Origin of the sequence: Paracoccus versutus, assembly GCF_000763885.1 — a bacterium.
In the GTDB taxonomy this organism is placed as follows: Bacteria; Pseudomonadota; Alphaproteobacteria; order Rhodobacterales; family Rhodobacteraceae; genus Paracoccus; species Paracoccus versutus.
The window spans coordinates 1-23,989 of sequence record NZ_JRKO01000043.1; the positions used below are offsets into that span (position 1 = coordinate 1).

General features: G+C 70.5%; 25 protein-coding genes. 16 read left to right on the forward strand and 9 right to left on the reverse strand.

Features of this window, described 5'->3' with window-relative positions:
- Positions 1-158 precede the first annotated feature (158 nt).
- Positions 159-992, reverse strand: coding sequence for an alpha/beta hydrolase (locus tag IT40_RS18300; RefSeq protein WP_036758218.1), 834 nt, complete (start codon positions 990-992; stop codon positions 159-161).
- Between the two features lie 151 nt (positions 993-1,143).
- Here IT40_RS18300 and IT40_RS18305 point away from each other — a divergent pair, with 151 nt between their 5' ends.
- The 4 genes from IT40_RS18305 (at position 1,144) to IT40_RS18320 (ending at position 5,520) form a co-directional block, all read left to right on the forward strand.
- Positions 1,144-2,550 carry a Vgb family protein gene (locus IT40_RS18305; protein ID WP_036758157.1) on the forward strand — a complete coding sequence of 469 codons (1,407 nt, stop codon included), beginning with the start codon at positions 1,144-1,146 and terminating at the stop codon, positions 2,548-2,550.
- 65 nt (positions 2,551-2,615) lie between these two features.
- On the forward strand, positions 2,616-3,713 hold the full coding sequence (locus IT40_RS18310; protein ID WP_036758159.1) for an ABC transporter substrate-binding protein: 1,098 nt from the start codon (positions 2,616-2,618) through the stop codon (positions 3,711-3,713).
- Complete coding sequence (locus IT40_RS18315) at positions 3,710-4,744, forward strand: FecCD family ABC transporter permease (RefSeq protein WP_036758161.1); 1,035 nt, start codon at positions 3,710-3,712, stop codon at positions 4,742-4,744. Before IT40_RS18310 ends, IT40_RS18315 begins: the two co-directional genes overlap by 4 nt.
- On the forward strand, positions 4,744-5,520 hold the full coding sequence (locus IT40_RS18320; RefSeq protein ID WP_036758163.1) for an ABC transporter ATP-binding protein: 777 nt from the start codon (positions 4,744-4,746) through the stop codon (positions 5,518-5,520). The genes IT40_RS18315 and IT40_RS18320 overlap by 1 nt, the downstream gene beginning before the upstream one ends.
- 3 nt (positions 5,521-5,523) lie before the next feature.
- Here the strand turns inward: IT40_RS18320 and IT40_RS18325 are convergent, their stop codons facing one another.
- The 3 genes from IT40_RS18325 to rpe are packed head-to-tail and all read right to left on the reverse strand — an operon-like array spanning position 5,524 to position 7,872.
- Positions 5,524-5,943: a DUF1178 family protein gene (locus tag IT40_RS18325; protein ID WP_036758165.1), complete on the reverse strand. Its 420-nt coding sequence runs from the start codon at positions 5,941-5,943 to the stop codon at positions 5,524-5,526.
- 40 nt (positions 5,944-5,983) lie between these two features.
- Positions 5,984-7,183 (reverse strand): 3-deoxy-D-manno-octulosonic acid transferase, encoded by a 1,200-nt coding sequence (locus tag IT40_RS18330; RefSeq protein WP_036758167.1) that lies wholly within the window; start codon positions 7,181-7,183, stop codon positions 5,984-5,986.
- Positions 7,180-7,872 (reverse strand): ribulose-phosphate 3-epimerase, encoded by a 693-nt coding sequence (gene rpe, locus IT40_RS18335; protein ID WP_036758169.1) that lies wholly within the window; start codon positions 7,870-7,872, stop codon positions 7,180-7,182. Before rpe ends, IT40_RS18330 begins: the two co-directional genes overlap by 4 nt.
- 222 nt (positions 7,873-8,094) lie before the next feature.
- Here rpe and hslO point away from each other — a divergent pair, with 222 nt between their 5' ends.
- The 7 genes from hslO to IT40_RS18370 all read left to right on the forward strand — a co-directional run bounded on the left by hslO (position 8,095) and on the right by IT40_RS18370 (position 15,093).
- Complete coding sequence (gene hslO, locus IT40_RS18340; RefSeq protein ID WP_036758171.1) at positions 8,095-9,117, forward strand: Hsp33 family molecular chaperone HslO; 1,023 nt, start codon at positions 8,095-8,097, stop codon at positions 9,115-9,117.
- Positions 9,117-9,701, forward strand: a complete 585-nt coding sequence (locus tag IT40_RS18345; protein WP_036758173.1) for an NUDIX hydrolase — start codon at positions 9,117-9,119, stop codon at positions 9,699-9,701. The genes hslO and IT40_RS18345 overlap by 1 nt, the downstream gene beginning before the upstream one ends.
- Positions 9,698-10,864: a CCA tRNA nucleotidyltransferase gene (locus tag IT40_RS18350; RefSeq protein ID WP_036758175.1), complete on the forward strand. Its 1,167-nt coding sequence runs from the start codon at positions 9,698-9,700 to the stop codon at positions 10,862-10,864. Before IT40_RS18345 ends, IT40_RS18350 begins: the two co-directional genes overlap by 4 nt.
- Positions 10,864-12,714, forward strand: a complete 1,851-nt coding sequence (locus tag IT40_RS18355; RefSeq protein WP_036758176.1) for an ABC transporter ATP-binding protein — start codon at positions 10,864-10,866, stop codon at positions 12,712-12,714. The genes IT40_RS18350 and IT40_RS18355 overlap by 1 nt, the downstream gene beginning before the upstream one ends.
- Complete coding sequence (locus IT40_RS18360; protein WP_036758178.1) at positions 12,711-13,931, forward strand: class I SAM-dependent RNA methyltransferase; 1,221 nt, start codon at positions 12,711-12,713, stop codon at positions 13,929-13,931. The genes IT40_RS18355 and IT40_RS18360 overlap by 4 nt, the downstream gene beginning before the upstream one ends.
- A gap of 65 nt (positions 13,932-13,996) precedes the next feature.
- Positions 13,997-14,512, forward strand: a complete 516-nt coding sequence (locus IT40_RS18365; protein ID WP_036758180.1) for a L,D-transpeptidase family protein — start codon at positions 13,997-13,999, stop codon at positions 14,510-14,512.
- Positions 14,513-14,820: 308 nt separating this feature from the next.
- A complete protein-coding gene (locus IT40_RS18370; protein ID WP_052096127.1) occupies positions 14,821-15,093 on the forward strand; it encodes a hypothetical protein in 273 nt (90 codons plus the stop codon).
- Positions 15,094-16,704: 1,611 nt separating this feature from the next.
- Here the strand turns inward: IT40_RS18370 and dalA are convergent.
- Entirely contained in the window at positions 16,705-17,268 is a 564-nt protein-coding gene (gene dalA, locus IT40_RS18380; RefSeq protein WP_036758184.1) for a divisome-associated lipoprotein DalA, read from the reverse strand.
- Positions 17,269-17,497: 229 nt separating this feature from the next.
- Here dalA and IT40_RS18385 point away from each other — a divergent pair, with 229 nt between their 5' ends.
- Positions 17,498-18,151, forward strand: coding sequence for a L,D-transpeptidase (locus tag IT40_RS18385; protein WP_036758186.1), 654 nt, complete (start codon positions 17,498-17,500; stop codon positions 18,149-18,151).
- Between the two features lie 488 nt (positions 18,152-18,639).
- Here the strand turns inward: IT40_RS18385 and IT40_RS18390 are convergent, their stop codons facing one another.
- The 4 genes from IT40_RS18390 to IT40_RS18405 form a co-directional block, all read right to left on the reverse strand.
- Positions 18,640-19,140, reverse strand: coding sequence for a GNAT family N-acetyltransferase (locus IT40_RS18390; protein WP_036758188.1), 501 nt, complete (start codon positions 19,138-19,140; stop codon positions 18,640-18,642).
- Between the two features lies 1 nt (position 19,141).
- Positions 19,142-19,405: a YjhX family toxin gene (locus tag IT40_RS18395; protein WP_036758189.1), complete on the reverse strand. Its 264-nt coding sequence runs from the start codon at positions 19,403-19,405 to the stop codon at positions 19,142-19,144.
- Between the two features lie 280 nt (positions 19,406-19,685).
- The gene (hemH, locus tag IT40_RS18400; RefSeq protein WP_036758191.1) at positions 19,686-20,717 is read right to left on the reverse strand and encodes a ferrochelatase; all 1,032 of its coding nucleotides are present in this window, start codon (positions 20,715-20,717) and stop codon (positions 19,686-19,688) included.
- A complete protein-coding gene (locus tag IT40_RS18405; protein WP_036758192.1) occupies positions 20,714-21,553 on the reverse strand; it encodes a methyltransferase domain-containing protein in 840 nt (279 codons plus the stop codon). The genes hemH and IT40_RS18405 overlap by 4 nt, the downstream gene beginning before the upstream one ends.
- Positions 21,554-21,584: 31 nt before the next feature.
- On the opposite strand from IT40_RS18405, the gene IT40_RS18410 reads away from it, so the two are divergent.
- Genes IT40_RS18410 through IT40_RS18425 form a run of 4 tightly spaced genes read left to right on the forward strand, consistent with a single transcriptional unit; the run spans position 21,585 to position 23,967 of the window.
- Complete coding sequence (locus IT40_RS18410) at positions 21,585-22,322, forward strand: double zinc ribbon domain-containing protein (protein WP_036758193.1); 738 nt, start codon at positions 21,585-21,587, stop codon at positions 22,320-22,322.
- Between the two features lie 33 nt (positions 22,323-22,355).
- The gene (gene grxC / locus IT40_RS18415; protein ID WP_036758195.1) at positions 22,356-22,619 is read left to right on the forward strand and encodes a glutaredoxin 3; all 264 of its coding nucleotides are present in this window, start codon (positions 22,356-22,358) and stop codon (positions 22,617-22,619) included.
- Positions 22,616-23,467, forward strand: a complete 852-nt coding sequence (locus IT40_RS18420; RefSeq protein WP_208021263.1) for a carbon-nitrogen hydrolase family protein — start codon at positions 22,616-22,618, stop codon at positions 23,465-23,467. The genes grxC and IT40_RS18420 overlap by 4 nt, the downstream gene beginning before the upstream one ends.
- Positions 23,464-23,967: a MarR family winged helix-turn-helix transcriptional regulator gene (locus IT40_RS18425; RefSeq protein ID WP_052096129.1), complete on the forward strand. Its 504-nt coding sequence runs from the start codon at positions 23,464-23,466 to the stop codon at positions 23,965-23,967. The genes IT40_RS18420 and IT40_RS18425 overlap by 4 nt, the downstream gene beginning before the upstream one ends.
- Positions 23,968-23,989: the final 22 nt, after the last annotated feature.

Consider the following 23,989-nt stretch of genomic DNA (forward strand, 5'->3'; position numbering starts at 1 on the left):
GACGGGGGCGGGAAAAGACCCGGCACCCCCGGCTGCACCTGCGCGACGCCCAGCCCGCACAGCACCAGGCCCAGCAGGACAAGCGCATATCTGGCGAAAACCATCCCGATCTCCGTTCTTGCCTGCCGCCACAGCAGCACAAGAGGATTGAGATCCGGTTAATTCGCGCAGGCAAAAGGCAGGACCAGCGGGAACGAGCCCGCCAGCGTCTGGATATGGATCAGCCCCGGCAGGACATGCAACTGCGCCCGGTGGCCGGGATGGCGGGCCAGGTCGGCGACGAATTGCATCGTGGCAGGCGCCGGCCCGTCCGGCGGCGGGCCGTCGCTGCCCGAGCGCTTCTCGCGATCCCCCAGCGCCACCAGCAGCGGCAGGGATGCGGGCGGGGCTTCCTGGGCCACGCGACGAATCAGCGCCTCGTCCCACCAGATCGAGGGGCTGATCGCGGCATGGCGGGCAAAGCCCTGCGGCCGCGCCAGCAGCGCGTAAAGCGTGAAGAGCCCGCCGAAACTGTGGCCCCAAAGCGTGCGGCGGGCGGGATCGACGGGCAGGCCGGCCTCGGCCGCCGCACGCAGCGGCCCGGTCAGGCGGTCGTGAAAGATCGCCGCGCCGCCGGCCGTGCGGCCTTCGTGGACATGGTCGGGGCGCAGGCCGTCGCCCGGCCCCTCGGGCGCGGTGAAGTCCAGCGTCCGCAGCTCGCGCGCGAATTGGCGGTCGGTGTCATAGCCGATGCCGACGATCATCAGTCCGGGGGCCAGCGCCAGATGCTCGGGCGCCAGGAAATCGAAGGCGGCATTGCCGTCCAGCATGTAAAGCACCGGCCAGCCCCCGGCCGGCGCCGGCGCCCTGGGCACCGCCAAAAACAGCCGGTAGCCGGGGCCGACCGCCACCACCTTCTGCGACAGCGCATGCGTCGGCGCCCCGGTCTGAAAGATGCGCAGTTCGGCCTGCTTCCTGGCGTGATCCGGCCCGACCTGTCCAAGCTGCGACATGATGCGACAATTCCCCCTGTTCACAAAGCCCTGCATCCTTGCCGGCGTTAGTTGACAAGGACGGTCAGGAATATAGGTTGCCCGCTGACCGAAGCCAGCCCTGATCGGGGTCAGCCAAAGCGAGTCCTGTTCTGTTTTCAAGGAGTTTCTCATGGCATATCCATCGCGCCCCGCCCTTCGCGCCCTGCTGGGGGCCTCGGCGCTTGCGCTTTCGGTGATCGCGGGCCCCGTTCTGGCCGAAACCGTCTTTACCAAGCCGCTGGTCGATTTCGCCGGCCGCGTCAGCGCCGGCGGCGTCGATCGCGCCCCGGTGTTCAAGGGCGGCAAGGCGGTGATCGAGGGCCAGAACCTGATCCCCGGCCAGACCGTGACGCTGATGCGCGGCAGCAAGGCGCTGAACGCCGAGCCGATCACCGTCGATGCCGAGGGCGGGTTCAGCTTTGCGCTCGACATCGACGCCGAGGCCGAGACGGGCCTGCAGCCCATCGTCGTCATCACCGAGAACCCGGCCTCGGCCGAGGTGGTCGAGCTGAAGATCTCGCCCGAGGTGCCGGTCGCGGGGGCCGAGAAATTCGCCGTCGCCAGCGAGCCGGTGGTGCGCGGGCTCTACCAGGTGAAGTTCAGCGAGGCCGCGAATGCCGCCTTCGTGACCAGCGCCGTCGGCCGCCCGCCGGTCAAGGAGGCCAAGCTGGTCAAGATCAACCCCGAGACGCTGAAGATCGAGGCCGAGGCCACCCCCGGCGCCGCGCCCGCCCGTCCCGACGGCAGCGACGGCGGCCTGTTCGCGGTCTATGGCGTCGATGTGGACGAGGCGAACGGCAATGTCTGGGTGACGAATACCCGCCAGGACACGGCCGCGGTCTACAAGCAGTCCGACCTGTCGCTGGTCAAGCAGTTCGAGCCGGGCGCCGTCCCCCATGCCCGCGACGTCGTGGTAGACGAGGCCAACGGCCGCGCCTATGCCAGCGCCACCGGCACGCCCGAGATCAAGGTCTTCGACACCAAGACCCTGGAGCCCTTGGAGCCGATCACCATCAAGTCGCAGATCCGGGGCGAGGAATTCTCGACCATGGCGCTGGACATCGACGAACCGGGCGGCAAGCTGGTGACGGTCAGCCTGTCCACGCCCGAGGCGGCGGTGGTCGACCTGGCCTCGGGCGAGGTCAAGGTGATCGCGCTGCCGGGTGCCAAGGCGGCCTCGGGCGTGGCCTACGACCCGCAGGAGGGGCTGATCTTCGTCGCCTCGCAAGCCACCGACAACCTGCTGATCGTCAAGGCCGAGACCGGCGAAGTCCTGCATGACGTCGCCGTGGGCGCCGGCCCGCTGAACGTCGCCTTCGAGCCGGTGGGCCGCCTGGCCTATGTCGCCAACCGCGGCGCCGGCACCATCACCGTGGTCAGCCCCGCGGGCGAGATCGTGGCGAACCTGGACGCCGGCAGCCTGCCCAACCAGCTGCGCGCCGACGGCAAGGGCAATGTCTGGGCGGTCAACAAGTCGCGCGGCGAAAACGACGAGGCGGGCGACCGCATCTGGCGCATCACCCCCGCCACGGAGTAAGAGGGGCGCTGACCCTGCCGGGGCGCCCGCATGCGCGCCCCGGCGCATGAGCCAACGGACCCGCCATGACCCTGACCCGCCCGCTGCTTGCCGCATTCGCCCTGATCGCCTGGCTTGGCCCTGCCGCGGCGGATGTGGTGGCCACCGACATCCTGGGGCGCGAGGTGCATCTGCCCGAGCCCGCCCGCCACATCGTGCTGGGCGAGGGGCGGCACCTGTCGGTGCTGGGGCTGATCCACGACGATCCGGTGGCGCTGGTTTCCGGCTGGCGGCTGGACAAGGCGCTGGACGAGCCGACCATGCAGGCCTACCGCGAGAAATTCCCCGACATCGACCAGATCCGCCCGGTCGGCTCGGGCAATCGCGACATCTCGGCCGAGGCGATCATCGCGCTGCATCCCGACCTGGTGGTGCTGACGCTGATCGACCGGAACGACCCCGGCATGGAGGTCGCCCGCCAGCAGATCGAGGCGGCGGGCATCCCGGTCGCCTATGTCGATTTCTTCTCGCATCCGCAGGAGAACTCGATCCCCAGCCTGCGCATCCTGGGCAAGCTGACCGGCGCCGAGGAACGCGCCGAGGAATTCGCCGAGTTCTACGACAGCCGGCTGGCCCGCATCCGCGACCGGCTGGCCGACCCCGAGATCGCCCGGCCGCGCGTGTTCTTTCACGTCCATGCGGCGCCGCAGAACTGCTGCTCGACCGTCGGCAGCGGGGTGTTTCACGACTTCATCACCACGGCCGGCGGGCAGAACATCGGCCATGACACCGTCAAGGGCGTGCTGGGCAACGTCAGCCTGGAATACCTGATCGGCGCCGACCCGGACGTCTATATCGCCACCGGCGGCACGCATATGGCGGCGCGGGGCGGGCTGGTTCTGGGCTCGGGCGTGGATGCCGAGACCGCGCAGGCCAGCTTTCAGCGGCTGATCGCAGCGCCGGGCTTTGCCTCGCTGCGCGCGGTAGAGCAGGGGCGCACGGCCGGCGTCTGGCACCTGTTCAACGATTCGCCGGTGCATATCGCGCTGATAGAATACCTGGCCAAGACCTTTCATCCCGACCTGTTCCAGGACGTCGATCCCGCCAAGACCCTGGCCGAGATCAACGCCCGCTTCTCGCCCGTCATCGTGCCGGGAACATGGTGGGTGACGCCGGAACAATGAGCGACGCGACGCTGCAACGCTATCACCGGCAAGGCCGGCGCAACGCCCTTCTGGTGGCGGTGCTGGGCCTTGCCGCGCTGGCGGCGCTGCTGCTGGACCTGGTCACGGGCCCGGCCGGCCTGCCCCTGGCCGATACGCTGCGGGCGCTGACCGGCGGCGAGGTGGCGCGCGGCACCCAGGTCATCGTCTGGGACGTGCGCCTGCCCGTGGCCTGCATGGCGCTGCTGGTCGGCGCGGCGCTGGCGCTGGCCGGGGCCGAGATGCAGACCGTGCTGGAAAACCCCCTGGCCGAGCCCTTCACGCTGGGCGTGTCCTCCTCGGCCGCGCTTGGCGCCGCGGTGGCGATCGTGCTGGGCCTGACCCTGCCCGGCCTGCCCGCGGTCTGGAGCGTCTCGGGCAACGCCTTCCTGTTCGCGCTTGGCGCGCTGGGGCTGTTGCAACTGTTGGGCCGCATCCGCGGCGGCGGCCCCGAGGTGCTGATCCTGTTCGGCGTGGCGCTGAACTTCACCGCCGCCGCGCTGCTGTCCTTGCTGCAATTCGTCGCCTCGGCCGATGCGCTGCAACAGCTGGTGTTCTGGACCATGGGCAGCCTGGCTTCGGCACAATGGCCGGGCGTGGTGCTGATCGGCGTGGTGCTGGCGGTGGCGGTGCCGTTTTCCTTTCGCGCGGCGTGGAAGCTGACCGCGCTGCGGCTGGGCGAGGACCAGGCGAAAAGCTTCGGCGTCGATGTGGCCGGCCTCAGGCGCTGGACGCTGCTGCGGGTCAGCCTGCTTGCCGCCTCGGCCGTGTCCATGGTCGGCGTCATCGGCTTCGTCGGCCTGGCCGGGCCGCATATCGCCCGCATGCTGGTCGGAGAGAACCACCGCGTCTTCCTGCCCGCCAGCATCCTGACCGGGGCGCTGGTCATGTCGCTGGCCTCGACGCTCAGCAAGACGCTGGTGCCGGGGGTGCTGCTGCCGGTCGGCCTCGTCACCTCGCTGATCGGGCTGCCGATCTTTTTCGCGCTGATCCTGCGCGGCAGGCGGCGCTGATGCAGGGGCTGCTGGCGCAGGGCATCTCGGTGCGCTACGGCGCGCGCAGCGTGCTTGCGGGGCTGGACCTGCCCTTGCTGCGGCCGGGCGAGGTCACGGTGCTGGCCGGGCCGAACGCGGCCGGGAAATCCACGCTTCTGCGCGCCATCGCCCAGTTGCAGCCCCATGGCGGGCAGGTGCTGCTGGACGGGCAGGACCTGGCCCATGTGCCGATGCGCGACCGCGCCCGGCTGATCGGCTTCATGCCGCAAAGCCTGCCGTCAAGCTCGTCGCTGGTGGCGCTGGAAAGCGTGATCGCGGCGCTGCGGGCGGGCGAGACCCTGGGCGCGCGCCAGGCCGATGCGGCCGCCATGGCGGTGCTGGACAAGCTGGGCATCGGCGCGCTGGCGCTCGAGCCGCTGTCGGCGCTCTCGGGCGGGCAGCGGCAGATGGTCAGCCTGGCGCAGGCCATCGTGCGCGACCCGCGCCTGCTGCTTCTGGACGAGCCGACCAGCGCGCTGGACCTGGCGCGGCAGGTGCGGCTGCTTTCCGAACTGCGGCGCCTGGCGGGCGAGGGGCGCATCGTCGTCGCCGTGCTGCACGACCTGGCGCTGGCGGCGCAATGGGCCGACCGCATCGTGCTGATCCACGGCGGCCATACCCATGCCGAAGGCGCACCGGAACAGGTGCTGACCCCGCAGCTGCTGGCCCAGGTCTATGGCGTCGAGGCGCGGGTCGAGCGCTGCTCGCGCGGGCGGATCATGGTGCTGATCGACGGCGAACACGCGCCGGGCTGACCCCTAGTTCGCCCGCTGCCTCGAACGAAAGGGCAAGGGCGCGACGGGAATGCCGTCCTCCAGCAGCTTGCGGGCCTCTTCCAGCTTCGCCTCGCCATGGATCGCGCGTTCGGGCGCCAAGCCCTCGTGCATGGCGCGGGCCTCGGCGGCAAAGGACATGCCGACGTAATCCGAGGTTTCCTCGACATGGCGGCGCAGCTTTTCCAGCGCCGCCTCATGGTCGTTGCGGGGGTTGTGCAGGTCGGGGGCATCGTCGCGGCCATGCGCCACGCGCGGCGCCATCAGCGCCTTGTCCACCTGGGCCGAGCCGCAATGCGTGCAAGTGACCTGCCCCGCGGCGCGCAGGGCGTCGAACCCGTCCGAGGACCGGAACCAGCCATCGAAATCATGGCCTTTTTCACAGCGCAGGGCATAGCGGATCATCGCGACTCCTTTCCCCTTGAATATCGGGCCGGGCAAGGGCTTATGCAAGGCCGCGCCGCGCCAGCGCCTTGATCCGCGCGACCAGCGTGGCGGGATCGCCAGCCCGTGCCAAAAGCAGCGCCCGCGCCGCCTCGCCCATGCGGCGCTGGCCCGCGCCGTCCTGCGCCAGGGCGGCCAGCAGCTGCGGCAGCGCCTCGGCCGTGCAGCCCCGCGCCGCGCCCGCCGCCGCCAGGTCGGCATAGTCGCCGGCATGGTTGGCCACATGCGGCCCGTGCAGGATGGCACAGCGCCAGGCCGCCGGCTCCCATGGCGTATGGCCGCCGTGATCGGCAAAGGAGCCGCCGGTGATGCAGATGCCGGCGGCGCGATACCATGCCGCCATCTCACCCAGCGTATCGGCCAGCAGCACCGGCGCGCCAAGCCCGCCGCCCTGGCTGCGGCGGACGAAATCCAGGCCCCGCGCCGCGATCAGCGCCGCCACGGCGTCGCCGCGGCGGGGATGGCGCGGCGCCAGGATCAGCCGCAGGTCCGGCACCGCCGCGCGCGCCGCGGCCCAGGCGTCCAGCATCGGCGCATCCTCGCCCTCATGGGTCGAGGCCGCCAGCACGGTGCGCGCGCGCTCCGGCCCGTCCTCGCCCGGCTCGACCTGGGCGGGGGCCAGCAGCTTCAGGTTCAGCCGCGGCGTCAGCGCGCCCGCCCGCAGCCCCAGCGCCAGAAGCCGCGCCTCGCTGTCCGCATCCTGCGCCGACAGCGCGTCGATGCGGGCCAGCATCGGCCCGATCAGCCCCGGCAGCCGGCCCCAGCGCGCCGCCGAGCGGGCCGAGATGCGCGCGCCCACCACCACCTGCGCCACGCCCCGCGCCGCCGCCATGGCCGAACGGTTGGGCCAAAGCTCGTTCTCGACCGTGACCAGCACCGCGGGCCGCAGCCGGTCCAGAAAGCGCCCGACGGCCTGCGGCACGTCCAGCGGCGCCAGCGCGCAGGGATGGCCCAGCCGCCGCGCCAGCGCGCGCCCGGTCAGGCTGTTGGTCGTCACCACCAGGGGAAAGTCCCGCGCCAGCGCCTCGGCCAGCACCTGAACCGAGTTCAGCTCGCCCACGCTGGCCGCATGCAGCCAGATCCCGCCCGGCGCGGCCTCGGGGCCGGACAGCGCCAGCCGCTCGCGCCAATCCGCCCCGGCCAGCGGCGCGGCCAGGCCCAGCGCCCCGCCGGCCAGCGCCGTGGCGCCGCGCCAGATCAACGCAGGGCGGCCTCGGCAGCCTCGCGGATGGCACGGATGTTCTCGCCATAGGGCGCGCTGTTCGACACCGAACCGCCGCGGAACACGGCCGAGCCGGCGACCAGCACATCCGCCCCCGCCGCCGCGACCAGCGGCGCGGTCGCGGGATCGACGCCGCCGTCGATCTCGATATGCACCGGGCGGTCGCCGATCATGGCGCGCAATTCGCGCACCTTCTCGACCTGGCTGTGGATGAACTTCTGCCCGCCGAAGCCGGGGTTCACCGTCATCACGCAGATCAGGTCGACATCGTCCAGCAGCGGCCGCGCGGCTTGCGCCGGGGTGCCGGGGTTCAGCGCCAGCCCGGCCCTGGCGCCGGCGCCGCGAATGGCCTGAAGCGTGCGGTGGACATGCGCCCCGGCCTCGACATGGGCGGTGATGATGTCGCTGCCCGCCTCGGCGAAGGCCTCGATATAGGGATCGACCGGGGCGATCATCAGGTGCACGTCCATCACGCCGCGGATATGCGGCCGGATCGCCTTGCACATGGCGGGGCCGAAGGTCAGGTTCGGCACGAAATGCCCGTCCATCACATCGACATGGACCCAGTCGGCGCCCTGGTCCTCGACGGCGCGGCATTCCTGGCCGAAATTGGCGAAATCCGCGGAAAGGATGGAAGGCGCGATCTTGATGCGGCGGTCGAACGTCATGTCTGGCTCCCTGCAATGCCCCTGGTCCCGGTTATCGTCCCGGCCGGCCGGCCGTCAACAGGCCTGAAGGTCGCATTTCTCCGTTTTCCAAATACCCCGCGGGGGTCCGGGGGCGCGAAGCCCCCGGCTTCCCCCTTGGGCTTTCCGCCGCATGGCCTATATTGGGGCCAAGGCGCCAGGCCGCAGCCGGCCCCCGCGCATCCCTATTCCGAAGGACCTGTGATGACCGAAACGAAGGAAATTTCCTGGGACGACAGCATGCTGCCCTTCCAGCTGGAGCGCTCGGACATGCGCGGCCGCGTCGCGCGCCTCGGGCCCCTGCTCGAACACATCCTGTCGCGCCACGACTACCCGGTCCCGGTCAGCGCCATGGTGGCGGAACTCACCACCCTGGCCGCGCTGATCGGCCAGACCATCAAGCTGCGCTGGAAGCTGTCGCTGCAGGTGCGCGGCAACGGTGCCATCCGCACCATCGCCACCGACTACTACGCCCCCGAGACCGAGGGCGCCCCCGCCCGCATGCGCGCCTGGGCCAGCTTCGACGCCGAGCGCCTGCAAGACGGCCTGCCCGGCTTCGACCAGCTGGGCCAGGGCTATTTCGCGGTGCTGATCGACCAGGGCGAGGGCACGACCCCCTACCAGGGCCTGACCCCGCTGGCCGGCGGCTCGCTTGCCAGCTGCGCCCAGACCTATTTCGAACAGTCCGAGCAACTGCCGACCCGGTTCGAGCTGACGGTGGGCCGCGCACGCCTGCCCGGCCAGCACCAGGACCATTGGCGCGCCGGCGGCATCATGCTGCAGACCCTGCCGGCCGGCAGCCATGCCGGGCCCGAGGGCGACCTGCAATCCGCCGACATCCTGCAAGGCGCGCAATCCGAGGACTGGAACCGCGCCACCACGCTGATGGCCACGGTCGAGGCGATGGAGCTGGTCGACCCGGCCCTGCCGCTGCCCAACCTGGTCTTCCGCCTGTTCCACGAGGAAGAGCCGACCGCCTTCGCCGCGCAGCCGCTGGTCTTCGGCTGCTCCTGCAATGCCGAGCGGGTGCGCAGCACGCTGTCGATCTATTCGGCCAAGGACATCGGCCACATGACCAATGACGACGGCATCGTCACCGCCGATTGCCAGTTCTGCGGCGCGCATTACGAATTCGACCCGAAAAGCCTGGGCTTCGAGGCGGTGATCGACGCCGAGGGCAACCCCCTGCCCAAGGGCGGGGCCGGGGAAAGCCGGGCCGCGCTTTGATGGGAACGATCCGCGAGACATTGACGCGGGCCCTGTCGGGAACGACGGGGCCCTCGTCGGATTTCGACTTCGGCGGCGCCCCGCCGGGCGAGGTGGCGCTGCGCCCGGCCGGCGTGCTGGCCGCCTTCGACGCGGTGGACGGGCGGCTGATCCTGACCAAGCGCGCCAGCAGTCTGCGCCACCATCCCGGCCAGATCGCCCTGCCCGGCGGCAAGGTCGATCCCGGCGATGCCGACGAGATCGCCGCCGCCCTGCGCGAGGCGCATGAGGAGGTGGGCCTCGACCCCGCCCGCGTCGAGGTGCTGGGCACCATGCCGGCGCATCGCACCATCACCGGCTTTGCCATGACCCCGGTGCTGGCGCTGGTCCACGGCCCCTTCGCCCCCGTCCCCGAGATGGGCGAGGTCGAGGAGGTGTTCACCGTCCCCTTCGCCCATGTATCCGACCCGGCGAACTACCATGTCGAGGGCCGGATCTGGCGCGGGGCGCGGCGCGACTATTACGTCGCCCCCTGGGGCCCCTATTATATCTGGGGCGCCACCGCCCGCGTTCTGCATTCCCTTGCGACAAGGATTGCCCGATGACCCGGCTGACCGCGCCCTTCCTCGACGACCCGGCCCTGGGGCAGGTGCTGGCCGCGCTGGCGGCCCAGGGCGCGCAGGCGCTGATCGTCGGCGGCGCGGTCCGAAACGCGCTTCTGGGCGAGCCGGTGGCGGATGTGGACATCTCGACCTCGGCCCGGCCCGAGGAGACCGTGCGGCTGGCCGAGGCGGCCGGCCTGCGCAGCGTGCCCACCGGCATCGAGCATGGCACCGTCACCGTCATCGCCGATGGCCGCGGCTTCGAAGTCACCAGTTTCCGCCGCGACGTGGAAACGGATGGCCGCCGCGCCGTCGTGGCCTATTCCGACCGCATCGAGGATGACGCGCAGCGCCGCGACTTCACCATGAACGCGCTTTACGCCACCGTCTCGGGCGAGGTGCTGGACCCGGTGGGCGGCCTGCCCGACCTGGCGGCGCGCCGGCTGCGCTTCGTCGGCGACCCGCGCGCGCGCATCGCCGAGGACTATCTGCGCATCCTGCGCTTCTTTCGCCTACTGGCCTGGTATGGGCGCGAGGCCGACCTGCACGCGCTGGCCGCCTGCCGCGAATTGCGCCAGGGGCTTGCCGGCATCTCGAAGGAACGCATCGGCCACGAGATGCGCAAGCTGCTCGACGCCCCCGACCCTTCCCCCGCCATGGCGCTGATGGCCGAGGCGGGCGTGCTGCCGCTGGTCCTGCCCGGTGCGGATGCCAGCGACCTGCCCGACCTGATCGAGGTCGAGCGGGAATACGGCACCGGCGCCCTGCCCTGCTGGCCGCGCCGGCTGGCGCTCTTGGGCGCGCCGAACCCGGCCGAGGCGCTGCGCCTGTCGCGGGACGAGGCCCGCACCCAGGACCGGATCGCGCAGGCGCTGGCCATGCCCGCGCCGGCCGCCGCCTATCGCCTGGGCCGCGCGAACGCCGCGCAATCGGTGCTGATCCGTGCCGCCCGCGGCGACAGGCCGGCCTTCGGCTGGTGCCACGAACTGGCACGCGGCGCCGCGGCGAAATTCCCGCTGACCGCCCGCGACCTGATGCCCGAACTGTCCGGCCCTGCCCTGGGCGAGGCGCTGCGCCGGGCCGAGGACGCCTTTGTCGAAAGCGATTTCACCCTGCCGCCCGAGGCGCTGCTGCGGATCGCCCTGCAACAAGAGGCCCGCGCCTGATGCATGATTTCTTCGCCCGCATGATCGACGCCTTCCGCCCGGCCGAGGGTCCGCCGCCGCGCAGCCTGCTCGCGTTCTTCCGCTGGTGCCTGTCGGGCGCCTGGCCGGGGCTGACGCTGGCGGCGGTGGCCTCGGCGCTGGGGGGCATCGCCGACGTGGTCTCGGCCGTGCTGCTGGGCTGGGTGGTGGATGCGGTGGTCTCGACCCCCGCGGATCGGATCTGGGCGGACCAGGGCGGGCTGATCCTGGGCTTTGCCGCCTTCTTCCTGCTGATCCGCCCGGCGATCTTCGGGCTTTCCACCGCCAGCTCCAGCGTCATCATCGGGCCGAACATCCTGCCGCTGGTGCTGTCGCGGCTGCATCGCTGGACCATGGGCCATGCGGTGACCTTCTTTGACAACGACTTTGCCGGCCGCATCGCGCAAAAGCAGATGCAGACCGCCCGCGCCGTGACCGACGTGGCGACCGAATTCGTCAACGTGGTGGCCTTTGCCCTGGCCTCGGTGATCGGCTCTGCCGCCTTCCTGGTCTCGGTCGATGGCTGGGGCGCGCTGGCGCTGATGGTCTGGCTGGGCTCATACGTGCTGCTGATCCGCTTCTTCCTGCCGCGCATCCGCACGCGCTCGGCCAGCCGGGCCTCGGCGCGGGCGATGGTCACGGGGCAGGTCGTGGACACGATCACCAACATCAAGACCGTCAAGCTTTTCGCCCATGCCGAGCACGAGGACCGCGCCGCGCTTGGCGCCATGGCCGGTTTCCGCGAACGCGCGCTGGACTTCGGCCGGGTCAGCACCTGGTTTCGCCTGTCGCTGATGACCATCGCCGGCGCGCTGCCGGTGATCCTGGTCGGCGGCACCATCCTGTTGTGGCGGCAGGGCATGGCCACCGCGGGCGACATCGCCGCCGCCGGCGCCATCGCCATGCGGCTGGCGCAGATGACCGGCTGGGTCAGCATGGCGCTGATGGGGGTCTGGGGCAGCATCGGCGAGGTCGAGGACGGCATGAAGACCCTGGCCCCGCCCCATGCCCTGACCGATGCGCCCGACGCCATCGCCCTGGGCCGGGTCGCGGGCCGGATCGACTTCGACCATGTGGATTTCGCCTATGGCCGCGGTGAAGGCGGCATCAGCGACCTGGACCTGCATGTCGCGCCCGGCGAAAAGCTGGGCATCGTCGGCGCCTCGGGGGCGGGGAAATCGACCATGGTCTCGCTGCTTTTGCGGCTTTACGACGTGGAAAGCGGCGCGGTGCGGGTGGACGGCCACGACGTGCGCGCGGTGACGCAGGAAAGCCTGCGCCGCAACATCGCCATGGTCACGCAGGAAACCGCGATGTTCAACCGCTCGGCGCGCGAGAACATCCTGTATGGCCGCCCCGATGCGACCGAGGAGGAAATCGTCGCCGCCGCCACGGCCGCCGAGGCGCATGAGTTCATCCTGAAGCTGCGCGACCACATGGGCCGCACCGGCTATGACGCGCATCTGGGCGAACGCGGCGTCAAGCTGTCTGGCGGCCAGCGCCAGCGCATCGCATTGGCCCGCGCGCTGCTGAAGGACGCACCGATCCTGGTCCTGGACGAGGCGACCAGCGCGCTGGACAGCGAGGTCGAGGCGCAGGTCCAGGACGCGCTGCACCGCGCCATGCGGGGCAAGACGGTGCTGGCCATCGCCCACCGGCTCTCGACCATCGCCGAGCTGGACCGCATCGTCGTGCTGGAGGCCGGGCGCATCGTCGAACAGGGCGCTCATGCCGAGCTGCTGGCGCTGGACGGCACCTATGCGCGCTACTGGAACCGCCAGTCGGGCGGCTTCCTGGGCACCGAGGACGATGCGGCGGAGGCCGCCGAGTGACGCTCTGGACCGTCGAGCGGCTGGGCCGCAAGGGCGACGGCGTCGCCATCAGCGGCGATCGGCGCGCGCTGGCCGCGCTGGTCCTGCCCGGCGAACAGATCGAGGGCGAGGCCGAGGCCGGCCGCATCGCCGCCCCGCGCATCGTGACGCCTTCGGCCGAGCGGGTGCGGCCGCCCTGCCAGCATTACCGCGCCTGCGGCGGCTGTTCGCTGATGCATGGCTCGGACGATTTCGTGAAGGCATGGAAGGTCGGCGTGGTGGCCGAGGCGTTGCGGGCGCAGGGGCTTTCGGCGCCGGTCGCGGGGGTGCATGTCTCGCCGCCGCGCTCGCGCCGGCGGGCGGTGTTGTCGGGGCGGCGCACGAAGAAGGGCGCGCTCGTGGGCTTTCACGCCCGCGCCTCGGACGTGATCGTGGACATCGCCGATTGCCATGTGCTGCGGCCGGCGATCCAGTCCGCGCTGCCCTTGCTGCGGCAGCTGGTGACGGCCGGCGCCTCGCGTTCGGCCGAGCTGTCGCTGACCGTGACCGAGACTCCGGCGGGGCTGGACCTGGCCGTCTCCGGCGGCAAGCCGATGGAGCCGGCGCTGTTCCAGGCCCTCGCGGCGCTGGCCGACCAGGGCGACCTGGCGCGGCTGGGCTGGGACGGGCAGGCGATCACCCGCCGCCCGCCGGCGCTGGCCATGGGCCGGGCGCGGGTGGTGCCGCCGCCGGGCGCTTTCCTGCAAGCCACCGCCGAGGGCGAGGCCGCGCTGCTGGCCGCCGTGCGCGGCATGGTGGGGAACGCCGGGCGGGTGCTGGACCTGTTCGCGGGCTGCGGCACCTTCTCGCTGCCCCTGGCCGAGACGGCCGAGGTCCATGCCGTCGAGGGGTTGGCCGCGCCGTTGCAGGCGCTGGATGCCGCCGCCCGGCAGGCACCGGGCCTGCGCCGAATCACGACCGAGATTCGCGACCTGGCGCGCCGCCCGCTGATGCCCGACGAGCTGGCCTATGACGCAATCGTGATCGATCCGCCCCGCGCCGGGGCCGAGGCGCAGGCGCGCGAGATCGCCCGCGCGCAGGTGCCGCGGCTCGCCTGGGTCAGCTGCGACCCCGTCACTTTCGCAAGGGATGCGCGGATTCTCGCCGAGGGAGGCTATGGGTTGTGCCGGCTGTTCGTGGTCGACCAATTCCGCTGGTCGCCGCATGTCGAGACCGTGGCGGAGTTTCGCCGACGCTAGCGAAATTTTAATCTCTGTGGTATTTCATAACAAAACGAAGCGCATAGCGCACACAGAGGGCAGTGATGATTCGGGCAATACGCGCATTTTTCGCGGTTGTCGCAGTAGCCGTTTTGGCAAGCTGCGGCGGGGGCGACAGCCTGCAACCCAGCAAGACCTATCAGGGGCCGCCGATCACGCAGATCGTGGTCAAGAAGGCCGATCGCAAGATGTATCTGGTCAGCGGCAAGGAGGTCGTCAAAAGCTACAAGATCGACCTGGGCAACCAGCCGTTTGGCCACAAGCAATTCGAAGGCGACGGCCGCACGCCCGAGGGCCTGTATTTCATCGACCGCTTCAACCCGCGCAGCCGTTACCACCTGTCGGTCGGCATCTCCTATCCTTCGGCGCAGGACGTGGCCAATGCGGCGGCGCGCGGCCAGCGGCCAGGCGGCGACATCTTCATCCACGGCCTCGGCCCCGAGGGGCGGGCGCTGAACCGGCCGGACTGGACCGCCGGCTGCATCGCCGTCACCGACCAGGAGATCGAGGAGATCTTCACCATGCTGCGGCCGGGCGTGCCGATCTTCATCTATCCCTGACGCCGCCCGAGGACGAGACAGGCCCCGCGCATCAGCGCGGGGCCTTGCCATGTCCGAAGGCCGGGACGGCGGCGAACTGGCGGCCAGCCCCGGCCGGCGCGGCTGACGCATCGGCCATGAACAACGCCCGTGGTCTTCGCGCCGCCTGCACCGGCAGGGCGATCCGGCCGGGCGGGCGGGTCGGGTGAACCGAAGCCTCGCGGCAAAATAACGAGTTGCACAAGGGCGATGCCTGCCTGTAGGTAAAAAATTGACTGAATCACTTGGGTATTATCAGTCGCTTCTTCACCTATTCGCGGAGATCATCCATGAGATCGCTATTTGCCCCCGCCCTTCTGGCCGCCACCTTCGCCGGCGCCGGCGCCCAGGCCCAGGATTTCGGCTATGAAGCATTCGAGCCTTCGGTGAACCATATCGACCTCGAGACCTGTCCCGCCCGCGTGACGGCCAAGGAGGTCTTCTGCCGCGCCACGCTTCTGAACGACACCGTCTATGTCTATGTCTTCGAGGACACCGACGAGATGAAATACGTCGAAATGCTGGCCTTCGAGGCAGGCGAATACGAGATCACCTTCAAATAACAATCCGGGGCACGGGATCCGGGGGACCGAAGCGGCCAACGTGCTGCGCCCTACAGGATCGGTCCCACGACGGCATTTTCCGGCCAGCCTCGGCCGGCCGGACATGACGGCACCTGGCACCGAATGCCGCATCCTTGCTCCGGCTCTCTTCGCGAGTTGGCATACGCCGCCGACGGAGCGCAGAGCGGCAGCGGTCCTGACCGGACGCCGCTTGCAGGCCGGGCGGGAAGGCGGAACCCGGCACCGAATGCCGCATCCTTGCTTCGGCCTCTTCGCGAACCGGCATGCGCCACCGATGGGGCGCGGGGCGGCAGCGGTCCTGACCGGATGCCGCTTGCAAGCCGGACGGGAAGGCGGAACCCGGCACCGAATGCCGCATCCTTGCTCCGGCTCTCTTCGTGAACCGGCATGCGCCGCCGACGGGGCGCGGCGGCGGCAATGGCCCTGACCGGGCGCCGCTTGCAGGCCGGGCGGGAAGCTGGAACCCGGCACCGGATGCCGCATCATGCTCCGGCCCTCTTCGCGAACCGGCATGCGCCACCGACGGGGCGCGGGGCGGCAATGGCCCTGACCGGGCGCTGCTTGCAGGCCGGGCGGGAAGGCGGAACCCGGCACCGATGCCGCATCCTTGCTCCGGCCCTCTTCGCGAACCGGCATGCGCCACCGACGGGGCGCGGCGGCGGCAATGGCCCTGACCGGGCGGCTTGCAGGCCGGGCGGGAAGCTGGAACCCGGCACCGATGCCGCATCATGCTCCGGCTCTCTTCGTGAACCGGCATGCGCCACCGACGGGGCGCGGCGGCGGCAATGGCCCTGACCGGGCGGCTTGCAGGCCGGGCGGGAAGCTGGAACCCGGCACCGATGCCGCATCATGCTCCGGCTCTCTTCGTGAACCGGCATGCGCCACCGACGGGGCGCGGCGGCGGCAATGGCCCTGACCGGGCGGCTTGCAGGCCGGGCGGGAAGCTGGAACCCGGCACCGATGCCGCATCATGCTCCGGCTCTCTTCGTGAACCGGCATGCGCCACCGACGGGGCGCGGCGCGGCAATGGCCCTGACCGGGCGCTGCTTGCAGGCCGGGCGGGAAGCTGGAACCCGGCACCGATGCCGCATCCTTGCTCCGGCCCTCTTCGCGAACCGGCATGCGCCGCCGACGGGGCGCGGCGCGGCAATGGCCCTGACCGGGCACCGCTTGCAGGCCGGGCGGGAAGGTAGAACCCGGCACCGATGCCGCATCCTTGCTCCGGCCCTCTTCGCGAACCGGCATGCGCCACCGACGGGGCGCGGCGGCGGCAATGGCCCTGACCGGGCACCGCTTGCAGGCCGGGCGGGAAGGTAGAACCCGGCACCGATGCCGCATCCTTGCTCCGGCCCTCTTCGCGAACCGGCATGCGCCACCGACGGGGCGCGGCGGCGGCAATGGCCCTGACCGGGCACCGCTTGCAGGCCGGGCGGGAAGGTAGAACCCGGCACCGATGCCGCATCCTTGCTCCGGCCCTCTTCGCGAACCGGCATGCGCCACCGACGGGGCGCGGCGGCGGCAATGGCCCTGACCGGGCGCCGCGCAGGCCGGACGGACATGGCGCGGCCCGCAGAGGGCCGCGCCGCGCGGTCAGATGCCGGCGCCGGGGGCAAAGCCGCCGGCCATGGCCACCGGCGCGCCGGCCGCGCCGCCGGTGATCAGCACCCACCAGATCTTGCCCGAAGGCTCCTGATACCAGCCGATGCCGAATTCCGTGGCGCGCGGGTCCATGATCACGTCGCGGGTGTCGCGGGTCTGCATCCAGGCATTCAGGGTGGTGATCTCGTTCTCGTAGGTCTCGGAGATGTTCTCGCCGACCAGATGGCCCATGTAGCCCTGGCGCCGCACCCGCTCGAGCGGCGAAGAGCCGTCCGAGCCGAAATGCCAGGCCCGGTTCTGCGCCGCCATGTCGCGGGCATGGACCTTGGCGGCCGCATCCAGCGCGGGGCTCTGCATCATGGCGGGGGCCGCGACATTGGCGCGCAGCGCGTTGATCTGGCCCAGGACGCGACCGGGGATCTGCGCCTCTTCGCGCGGGGTGATGCGATAGGCCGTCGGCAGCGGCTGCCCGTCGGGGCCCAGTTGCGGCTGAGGCTGCTGGCAGGCCGCGAGCGCCAGCACCGACACAAGCGCCAGGGTGGAAAGTTTCAGCATGATGTCCTGTCCCCAAGGATGTTTGCGCCAGCCATACAAAAGCGCAACCGCCGCTTCAAACCCAAGATTGCGTGAGCGCAACAGGCTGCGACTGTGTTGCGACAATGACGCTTGTTTGAATTGCAAGGCGCCTGCGGCGGGCGTAAATCCCCGTTCCAGCAAGACCTCTTTCGCACATTCGGGCAGAGAAGGCCGCAGGAAGCGGTCCGTCACATATCAGGAGCGACACATGATCACGCCGAAGAAACCGGTCTCGCGCCGGAAATTTCTGACCGCCTCGGTGGCGATGGGCGCGGCAGGGCTGGCGGCCCCGGCCATTGCGCAATCCTTCGACCCCTATACCGGCCAGCCCCTGCAGGGCACGGCGGGCGGCGCCACCCCGGATGCGGGCATGGTGCAATACGACGCCGCGCAGGATTCGCGCCGCAACATCTCCAGCTTCCGCATGCAGGACTGGCAGCCCTATTTCAGCAGCCTGACCAATGGCGCGATCCTGGTCGACCTGACCTCGCGCGCGCTGCATTACTGGTCCGAGGACCAGTCGGTCTACAAGCTGTTCCCGACCTCGGTCCCGGTCAGCGCCGACCTGACCCGCACCGGCCGCACCGAGATCATCAAGAAGGTCGAGGGCCCCAGCTGGGCGCCCACCCCCGAGATGAAGAAGCGCAACCCCGAATGGCCGGATTTCGTGCCGCCGGGGCCGGACAACCCGCTGGGCACCCATGCGCTGTGGCTGAGCTGGCAGTATTACCGCATCCACGGCACGCATGACACGCGCAAGATCGGCCGCAAGTCCTCGAACGGCTGCATCGGCCTTTACAACGAGCATATCAAGCAGCTCTACGACCTGACCAAGATCGGCACCCAGGTTCTGCTGATCTGACCCGGCCGAACAGGAACGACAGCAAGGGGGCCGCAAGGCCCCTTTTTCGTTTCGACCCTTTGGATCGGAAAAGGGTCGGGCTGCACCATCGGAGGATGCAGCCCGACCCCCTGGTCACTCCTGCGGGTCCAAGCCAAATGCCGGATGATGGATCGGCTCTCCGCGAGGCGGGATTCCGTCGATCTGACCCGGCCACGACAAGAGCGACCGCAAAGGGGTCGCGAGGCCCGCTTTTCGTTTCGTCCGCCTGGATCGGCGAAGGGTCTGGCTGCACCGCCGCAGGAAGCAACCCGTCCCCCGGTCACTCCTGCGCACCCAGGTCGAATGGCGGATGGTGGATCGGCTCTCCGCGAGGCGGGATGCCGTCGATCTGACCCGGCCGGGACAGAGGTGACAGCAAGGGGCCGCGAGCCCCCTTTTTCGTTTCGACCCTTTGGATCGGAAAAGGGTCTGGCTGCACCATCGGAGGGTGCAGCCCGTCCCCCTGGTCACTCCTGCGGGCCGAGGCCGAATGCCGGATGATGGATCAGCTCTCCGCAAGGCGCGGTGCCGTCGAAAGGCAGGGCCATGACCACCTCGGGCGGGCAGCCCGCTACGCGCAGGCCGGGGAAGGCACGGAAACCGAACCGGCCATAATAGGCCGGGTCGCCCACCAGCGCCGCGCCGCGGCCGGTCGCTCGCAATCGGCGGAGGGCCTCTGCCATCAGGGCCGTGCCGATCCCCTGGCCGTGCCTTGAGGGCAAGACGGCAAGCGGGCCGATCAGGCCCCAGCCGTCCTGCGTGCCGATCCGTGCCGCCGAGGCGGCCAGGTAGCCGACCACCGCACCCTCGTCCTCGGCCACAAGCGAAAGGGCAAGCGCGCCCTGCGCCCGCAGCGCCTCGACGATGTCGGCCTCGGTTCCGGTGGATTGCGCCAGCATCAGCATGGCTTCGGTGACAAGCCGGCCGATCGCCGGAATGTCGCCGGCCGTTTCATCGCGGATCAGCATGTCAGGCCCCCTGATTGTCGAGTTGCGCGCGCACCGACAAGCGGCCACGCTTCGAGATCCGATACGGGCTGCCTGACCGCGATTCGATCAGCCGTTTCCGCCGCAACCGGCTGAAGACGGCCAGATCGAAGCCGGCAAGGATCATCCCCTCGCGCGTGACGCATGTCACGGAGGTGATCCTGGCGCTGTCGCCGCGCTCGTGCAGGATGCGGCCACCCAGGGCCAGGACGTGCAGCGCACGTTGTTCATTTCGTGAAATGTTCATGGAAGTCTCGCATGACGGACGTGAAAGACACCCCGAGCGCACATGCGCCCGGCGGCTTTGAATTCACGCGGCTCTCCGAAGATTCAGAGAGCCTTGTCACACAAGCTCTGACATCCAGTCTCCATAGGCAGCGAGGGGTTGTCGCCGCTCGCGCCACCAATCTAGGAAGCGGGCGCCCTTGGAACAACCCCGTAGAATGACGGGCCGTGGCGGCCCGCCCCGTGATCGGCGCCAGCAGCGGCTGCGTCCCGCATGACGGGCATGGCGGCCGCTCGGGCCGTCAGACCCAGCCCGCCAGGTTCTCGCCGATGACCGCCGCCAGCACGTCGATATGCGCGGGCTCGGCGTTCAGGCAGGGGATATAGGTGAACTCCTTGCCGCCGGCATGTTCGAACGCCTCGCGGATCTCGCCCTGGATCTCTTCCAGCGTCTCGATGCAATCGGCCGAGAAGGCGGGCGAGATCACCGCGATCTCGGTGATGCCCTGCTGCGCCAGTTCGGCCACATGCTCGACCGTATAGGGGCGCAGCCATTCCTCGGTCCCGAAGACCGACTGGAAGGTGGTGTCGATCACGCCCTCGTCCCAGCCCAGCCGTTCCCGGAGCAGGCGCGAGGTCTTCTGGCATTGGCAATGATAGGGGTCGCCCTCCATCAGATAGCGCTTGGGCATGCCGTGGTAGCTGGCGACCAGCTTGCGGGGCTGGCGGCCGCCCAGGGCGCGCTCGACCGAGGCGGCCAGCGCCTCGATATAGTCGGGCCGGTCGAAATAGGGCGGCACGGTGCGCGAGGCCGGCTGCCATTTCTGCGTCATCAGCGCGCGGAAGAACTGGTCGTTCGCCGTCGCCGTGGTCGCCCCGGCATATTGCGGATAAAGCGGGAAGAACAGGATGCGGTCGCAGCCCGCCTTGACCATCCGGTCCACCACGTCCGCGGTCGAGGGATTGCCGTAGCGCATGCAGAAATCGACCATGACCCGGTCGCCCCACAGCGCCGCCGCCCGTTCGCGCAGCGCCGCCACCTGCTGCTTGGTGATGGTCATCAGCGGGCTTTCGTCCGCCTCGTTGTTCCAGATCAGCCGGTAGTTCGCGCCCGAGGTAAAGGGCCGCTTGGACAGGATGACGGTTTGCAGCAGCGGCTGCCACTTCCAGGCGGGATAGTCGATCACCCGCTTGTCCGACAGGAACTCGTTCAGGTAGCGCCGCATCGGCCAGTAGTCGGGCGAATCGGGCGTGCCCAGGTTGGCGACCAGCACGCCGATCTTGCGGGCTGGGATGTTCGGATGATCGGCTGGGGCATACTCGGTAAAGGTCATTCGGACTTTCTCGTGCTGGCAAGAGCTTCGGCAAGCGGCATCCGGGCCGAGCCGGGCCGAAGCGGTTTCTGCTGACTGGCATCGGGCGCCCATCCGGTCAGGAAAACCAGATCGAAGGTGGCCCGGATGCGCGTCCCGTCCTGCGGGTCGGGATGGTTTTCGGCATAAAGCGCGGCGGCGCGCAACAGGACATCTCGTCGCGTCGGGCGCCGCAGCCGCTGGGCCAGCGCGTTGCCCTCGCCCATGGCGCGCAGGTCGCGGCCCAGGTGGAACAGGCTGCGATAGCTGGCGATCTGGGTGATCTGGTCGGCGACCGGCAGTGCCAGGCCCGCGCGCGGCAGCAGCCCGCCCAGGTCGCGGATCTCGCCCATGGGCAGGACGCGGGGCGACAGGCCGCCCGTCACCTCGGCCTCGGCGCGGGTCAGGGCGTCGCGCAACTCGTGCAGGGTGCGCCCGCCGGGACAGGCGGCGATGAACAGCCCGTCGGGACGCAGCGCGCGCGCCGCCTGGGCGATCTGGCCCACCGGATCCTCGGCCCAGTGCAGCGCCATGGCATGGATCACCAGGTCATGCGCGCCGGGCTCCAGCGCCAGCGCGGGCGTATCGGCGACGACCGTGGCGCCGGGCATGGCGTCGCGCCAGAGCTGCGGCCGGCCGGTGACGACGGCGACGGCGCTAAACCGTCTGTTAACCTCTGCCAGCCTATCCTCGATCTCGTCGGCGACGATTCGATGCAGGAAATCGACCGGCCCCAGGCGCAGGGCGCGGGCGCGGTTGCGGTCCAGCGCGCGGCGGTCGGTCAGGCCGGGAACGGAAGAGGTGGGATCGGGCATCATGGGGGCTGAACATAGGGGGCTTCGCGGCTTGATGAAAGGCGCATTGCGGCTGGTCTATCCGCCGCAATGCCTGTGCTGCGGCGCGCCCGTCGCCGACGAGGGCGGGCTGTGCCCCGCCTGCTGGCGCGAGGCCGATTTCATCACCGGCACCTGCTGCGCGCGCTGCGGCACGCCGCTGCCGGGCGACGGGGCCGGCGACGCCGGGGATGCGGCGGCGGGGCTGCTGGTCTGCGACGATTGCCTGGGGCTGCAGCGGCCCTGGCAGCAGGGCCGCGCGGCGCTGGTCTATCGCGGCAGCGGGCGCAGGCTGGCGCTGATGCTGAAGCATGGCGACCGGCTGGACCTGGCGCCCGCACTTGGCGGCTGGGTGGCGCGGGCGGCGCTGCCGCTGCTGCGGCCGGACGCGGTGGTGGTGCCGGTGCCGGTGCATCTGCGCCGGCTGCTGAAGCGCAAGTACAACCAGGCCGAGATGCTGTCGCAGCATGTCGCCCGCGCGCATGGGCTGGCGCATCTGCCCGGCGCCCTGCGGCGGCTGCGACATACGCCGATGCAGGACCATGGCAGCGTCGGCGACCGTTTCGCGAATGTGGACGGGGCGATCGGCGTGCCCGCGCGCATGGTCCCGCGGCTGCGGGGCCGCGCGGTGCTGCTGGTCGACGACGTGATGGCCTCGGGGGCGACGCTGGCGGCCTCGGCTCGGGCGCTGGCGGCGGCGGGCGCGGCGCCGATCTCGGTCGTGGTTCTGGCGCGGGCGGTCAAGGATGCCTAGATATGGGGGCGAACATCAATCCGGGACGCGCATATGCCCAAGGTCGAACTGTATACCACCCCCACCTGCCCCTATTGCATCGCCGCGAAATCGCTGCTGCGCAAGAAGGGCATCGCCTATCACGACACCGATGTCAGCCGCGATCCGCAGCTGCGCGCGGCAATGACCCAGCGCGCCGGCGGCCGCCGGACCGTGCCGCAGATCTTCATCGACGGCCGCCATGTCGGCGGCTGCGACGACCTGCATGCGCTGGACCGCCAAGGCAAGCTGGACGCCCTGCTGGGCCTGACGGCATGAGCGAGGCGCTGACCGCGGGGCTGGTGCAGCTGAGCGTCTCGGACGATCCCGAGCGCAACCTGCCGGTCACGCGGGCGCTGGTGCGCGAGGCGGCGCAGGGCGGGGCCGGCTGGGTGCTGACGCCCGAGGCGACCAACCTGCTGGGCGCCAGCCGCGAGCGGCAGGAGCATGTCCTGCGCACCGAGGCCGAGGACCAGACCCTGGCCGCGCTGCGCGAGGATGCGCGCGAGCTGGGCATCTGGCTGCTGATCGGTTCGCTGTCGCTGAAGACCGGCGATCCGGGCGAGAGCCGCTTTGCCAATCGCAGCTTCCTGATCGCGCCGGACGGCAGCATCCGGGCGCGCTATGACAAGCTGCACATGTTCGACGTGACCGTGTCCCAAAGCGAATCCTATCGCGAATCGGCGGCCTTCCGGCCGGGCGGGCGGGCGGTGCTGGCCCAGGGGCCCCTGCCCGTCGGCATGACCGTCTGCTACGACCTGCGCTTTCCCGCGCTTTACCGCGCGCTGGCCCAGGCGGGGGCCGAGGTGCTGACCGTGCCCGCCGCCTTCAACGACACCACCGGCGCCGCGCATTGGGAGGTGCTTCTGCGCGCCCGCGCCATCGAGACCGGCTGCTTCGTGCTGGCGCCCGCGCAATGCGGCACCCATGCCAGCCATGCCGAGCCGGACCGCCGGCCGCGCCGCAGCCACGGGCATTCCCTGGCCGTCGGACCCTGGGGAGAGGTGCTGGCCGATGGCGGCACCGAGCCCGGCGTGACCTTCGTGACGCTTGACCCGGCGGCGGTTCTCGGGGCACGGTCCCGCATCCCATCCCTGACGCATGACCGGAACTTCGCGGGCCCATGATCCACAAGACGCAAGACAGCCCGCACGGACATGCCGAAGCCTCGGCCGACGCCCTGGCTGCCAGCCTGTTTTCCGAGGTGTTCATCGCCGACCAGCTGGCGCGCGACCTGATCGGCAAGGCGCTGCCCAAGGGCATGCAGATCTCGCATTTCTCGGTGCTGAACCTGCTGGCGCACCTGAATGTCGAGCGCACGCCGGCCGAACTGGCCGAGGCGTTCCACGTTACCCGCGGCGCCATGACCAACACGCTGTCGCGGCTGGAATGGGCAGGGCATATCCATATCCGCCCGGACTGGGACGACGCGCGGCGCAAGTTCATCGCCATCAGCCCGGCCGGCCGGGCGGCGCGGGACGCGGCGCTGGCCGCCTTCATGCCGCGAATCGCCGACGTGGTGCGCGATGTCGGCGCCGACCGGGTGCGCGCGGCGCTGCCGGTCCTGCGCATGCTGCGCAAGCAGCTGGAAGAGACGTTGCGTCACGAAACCCGCGGCGGGCGCTGACCCCGCCGGTCGCCCGGTCGCA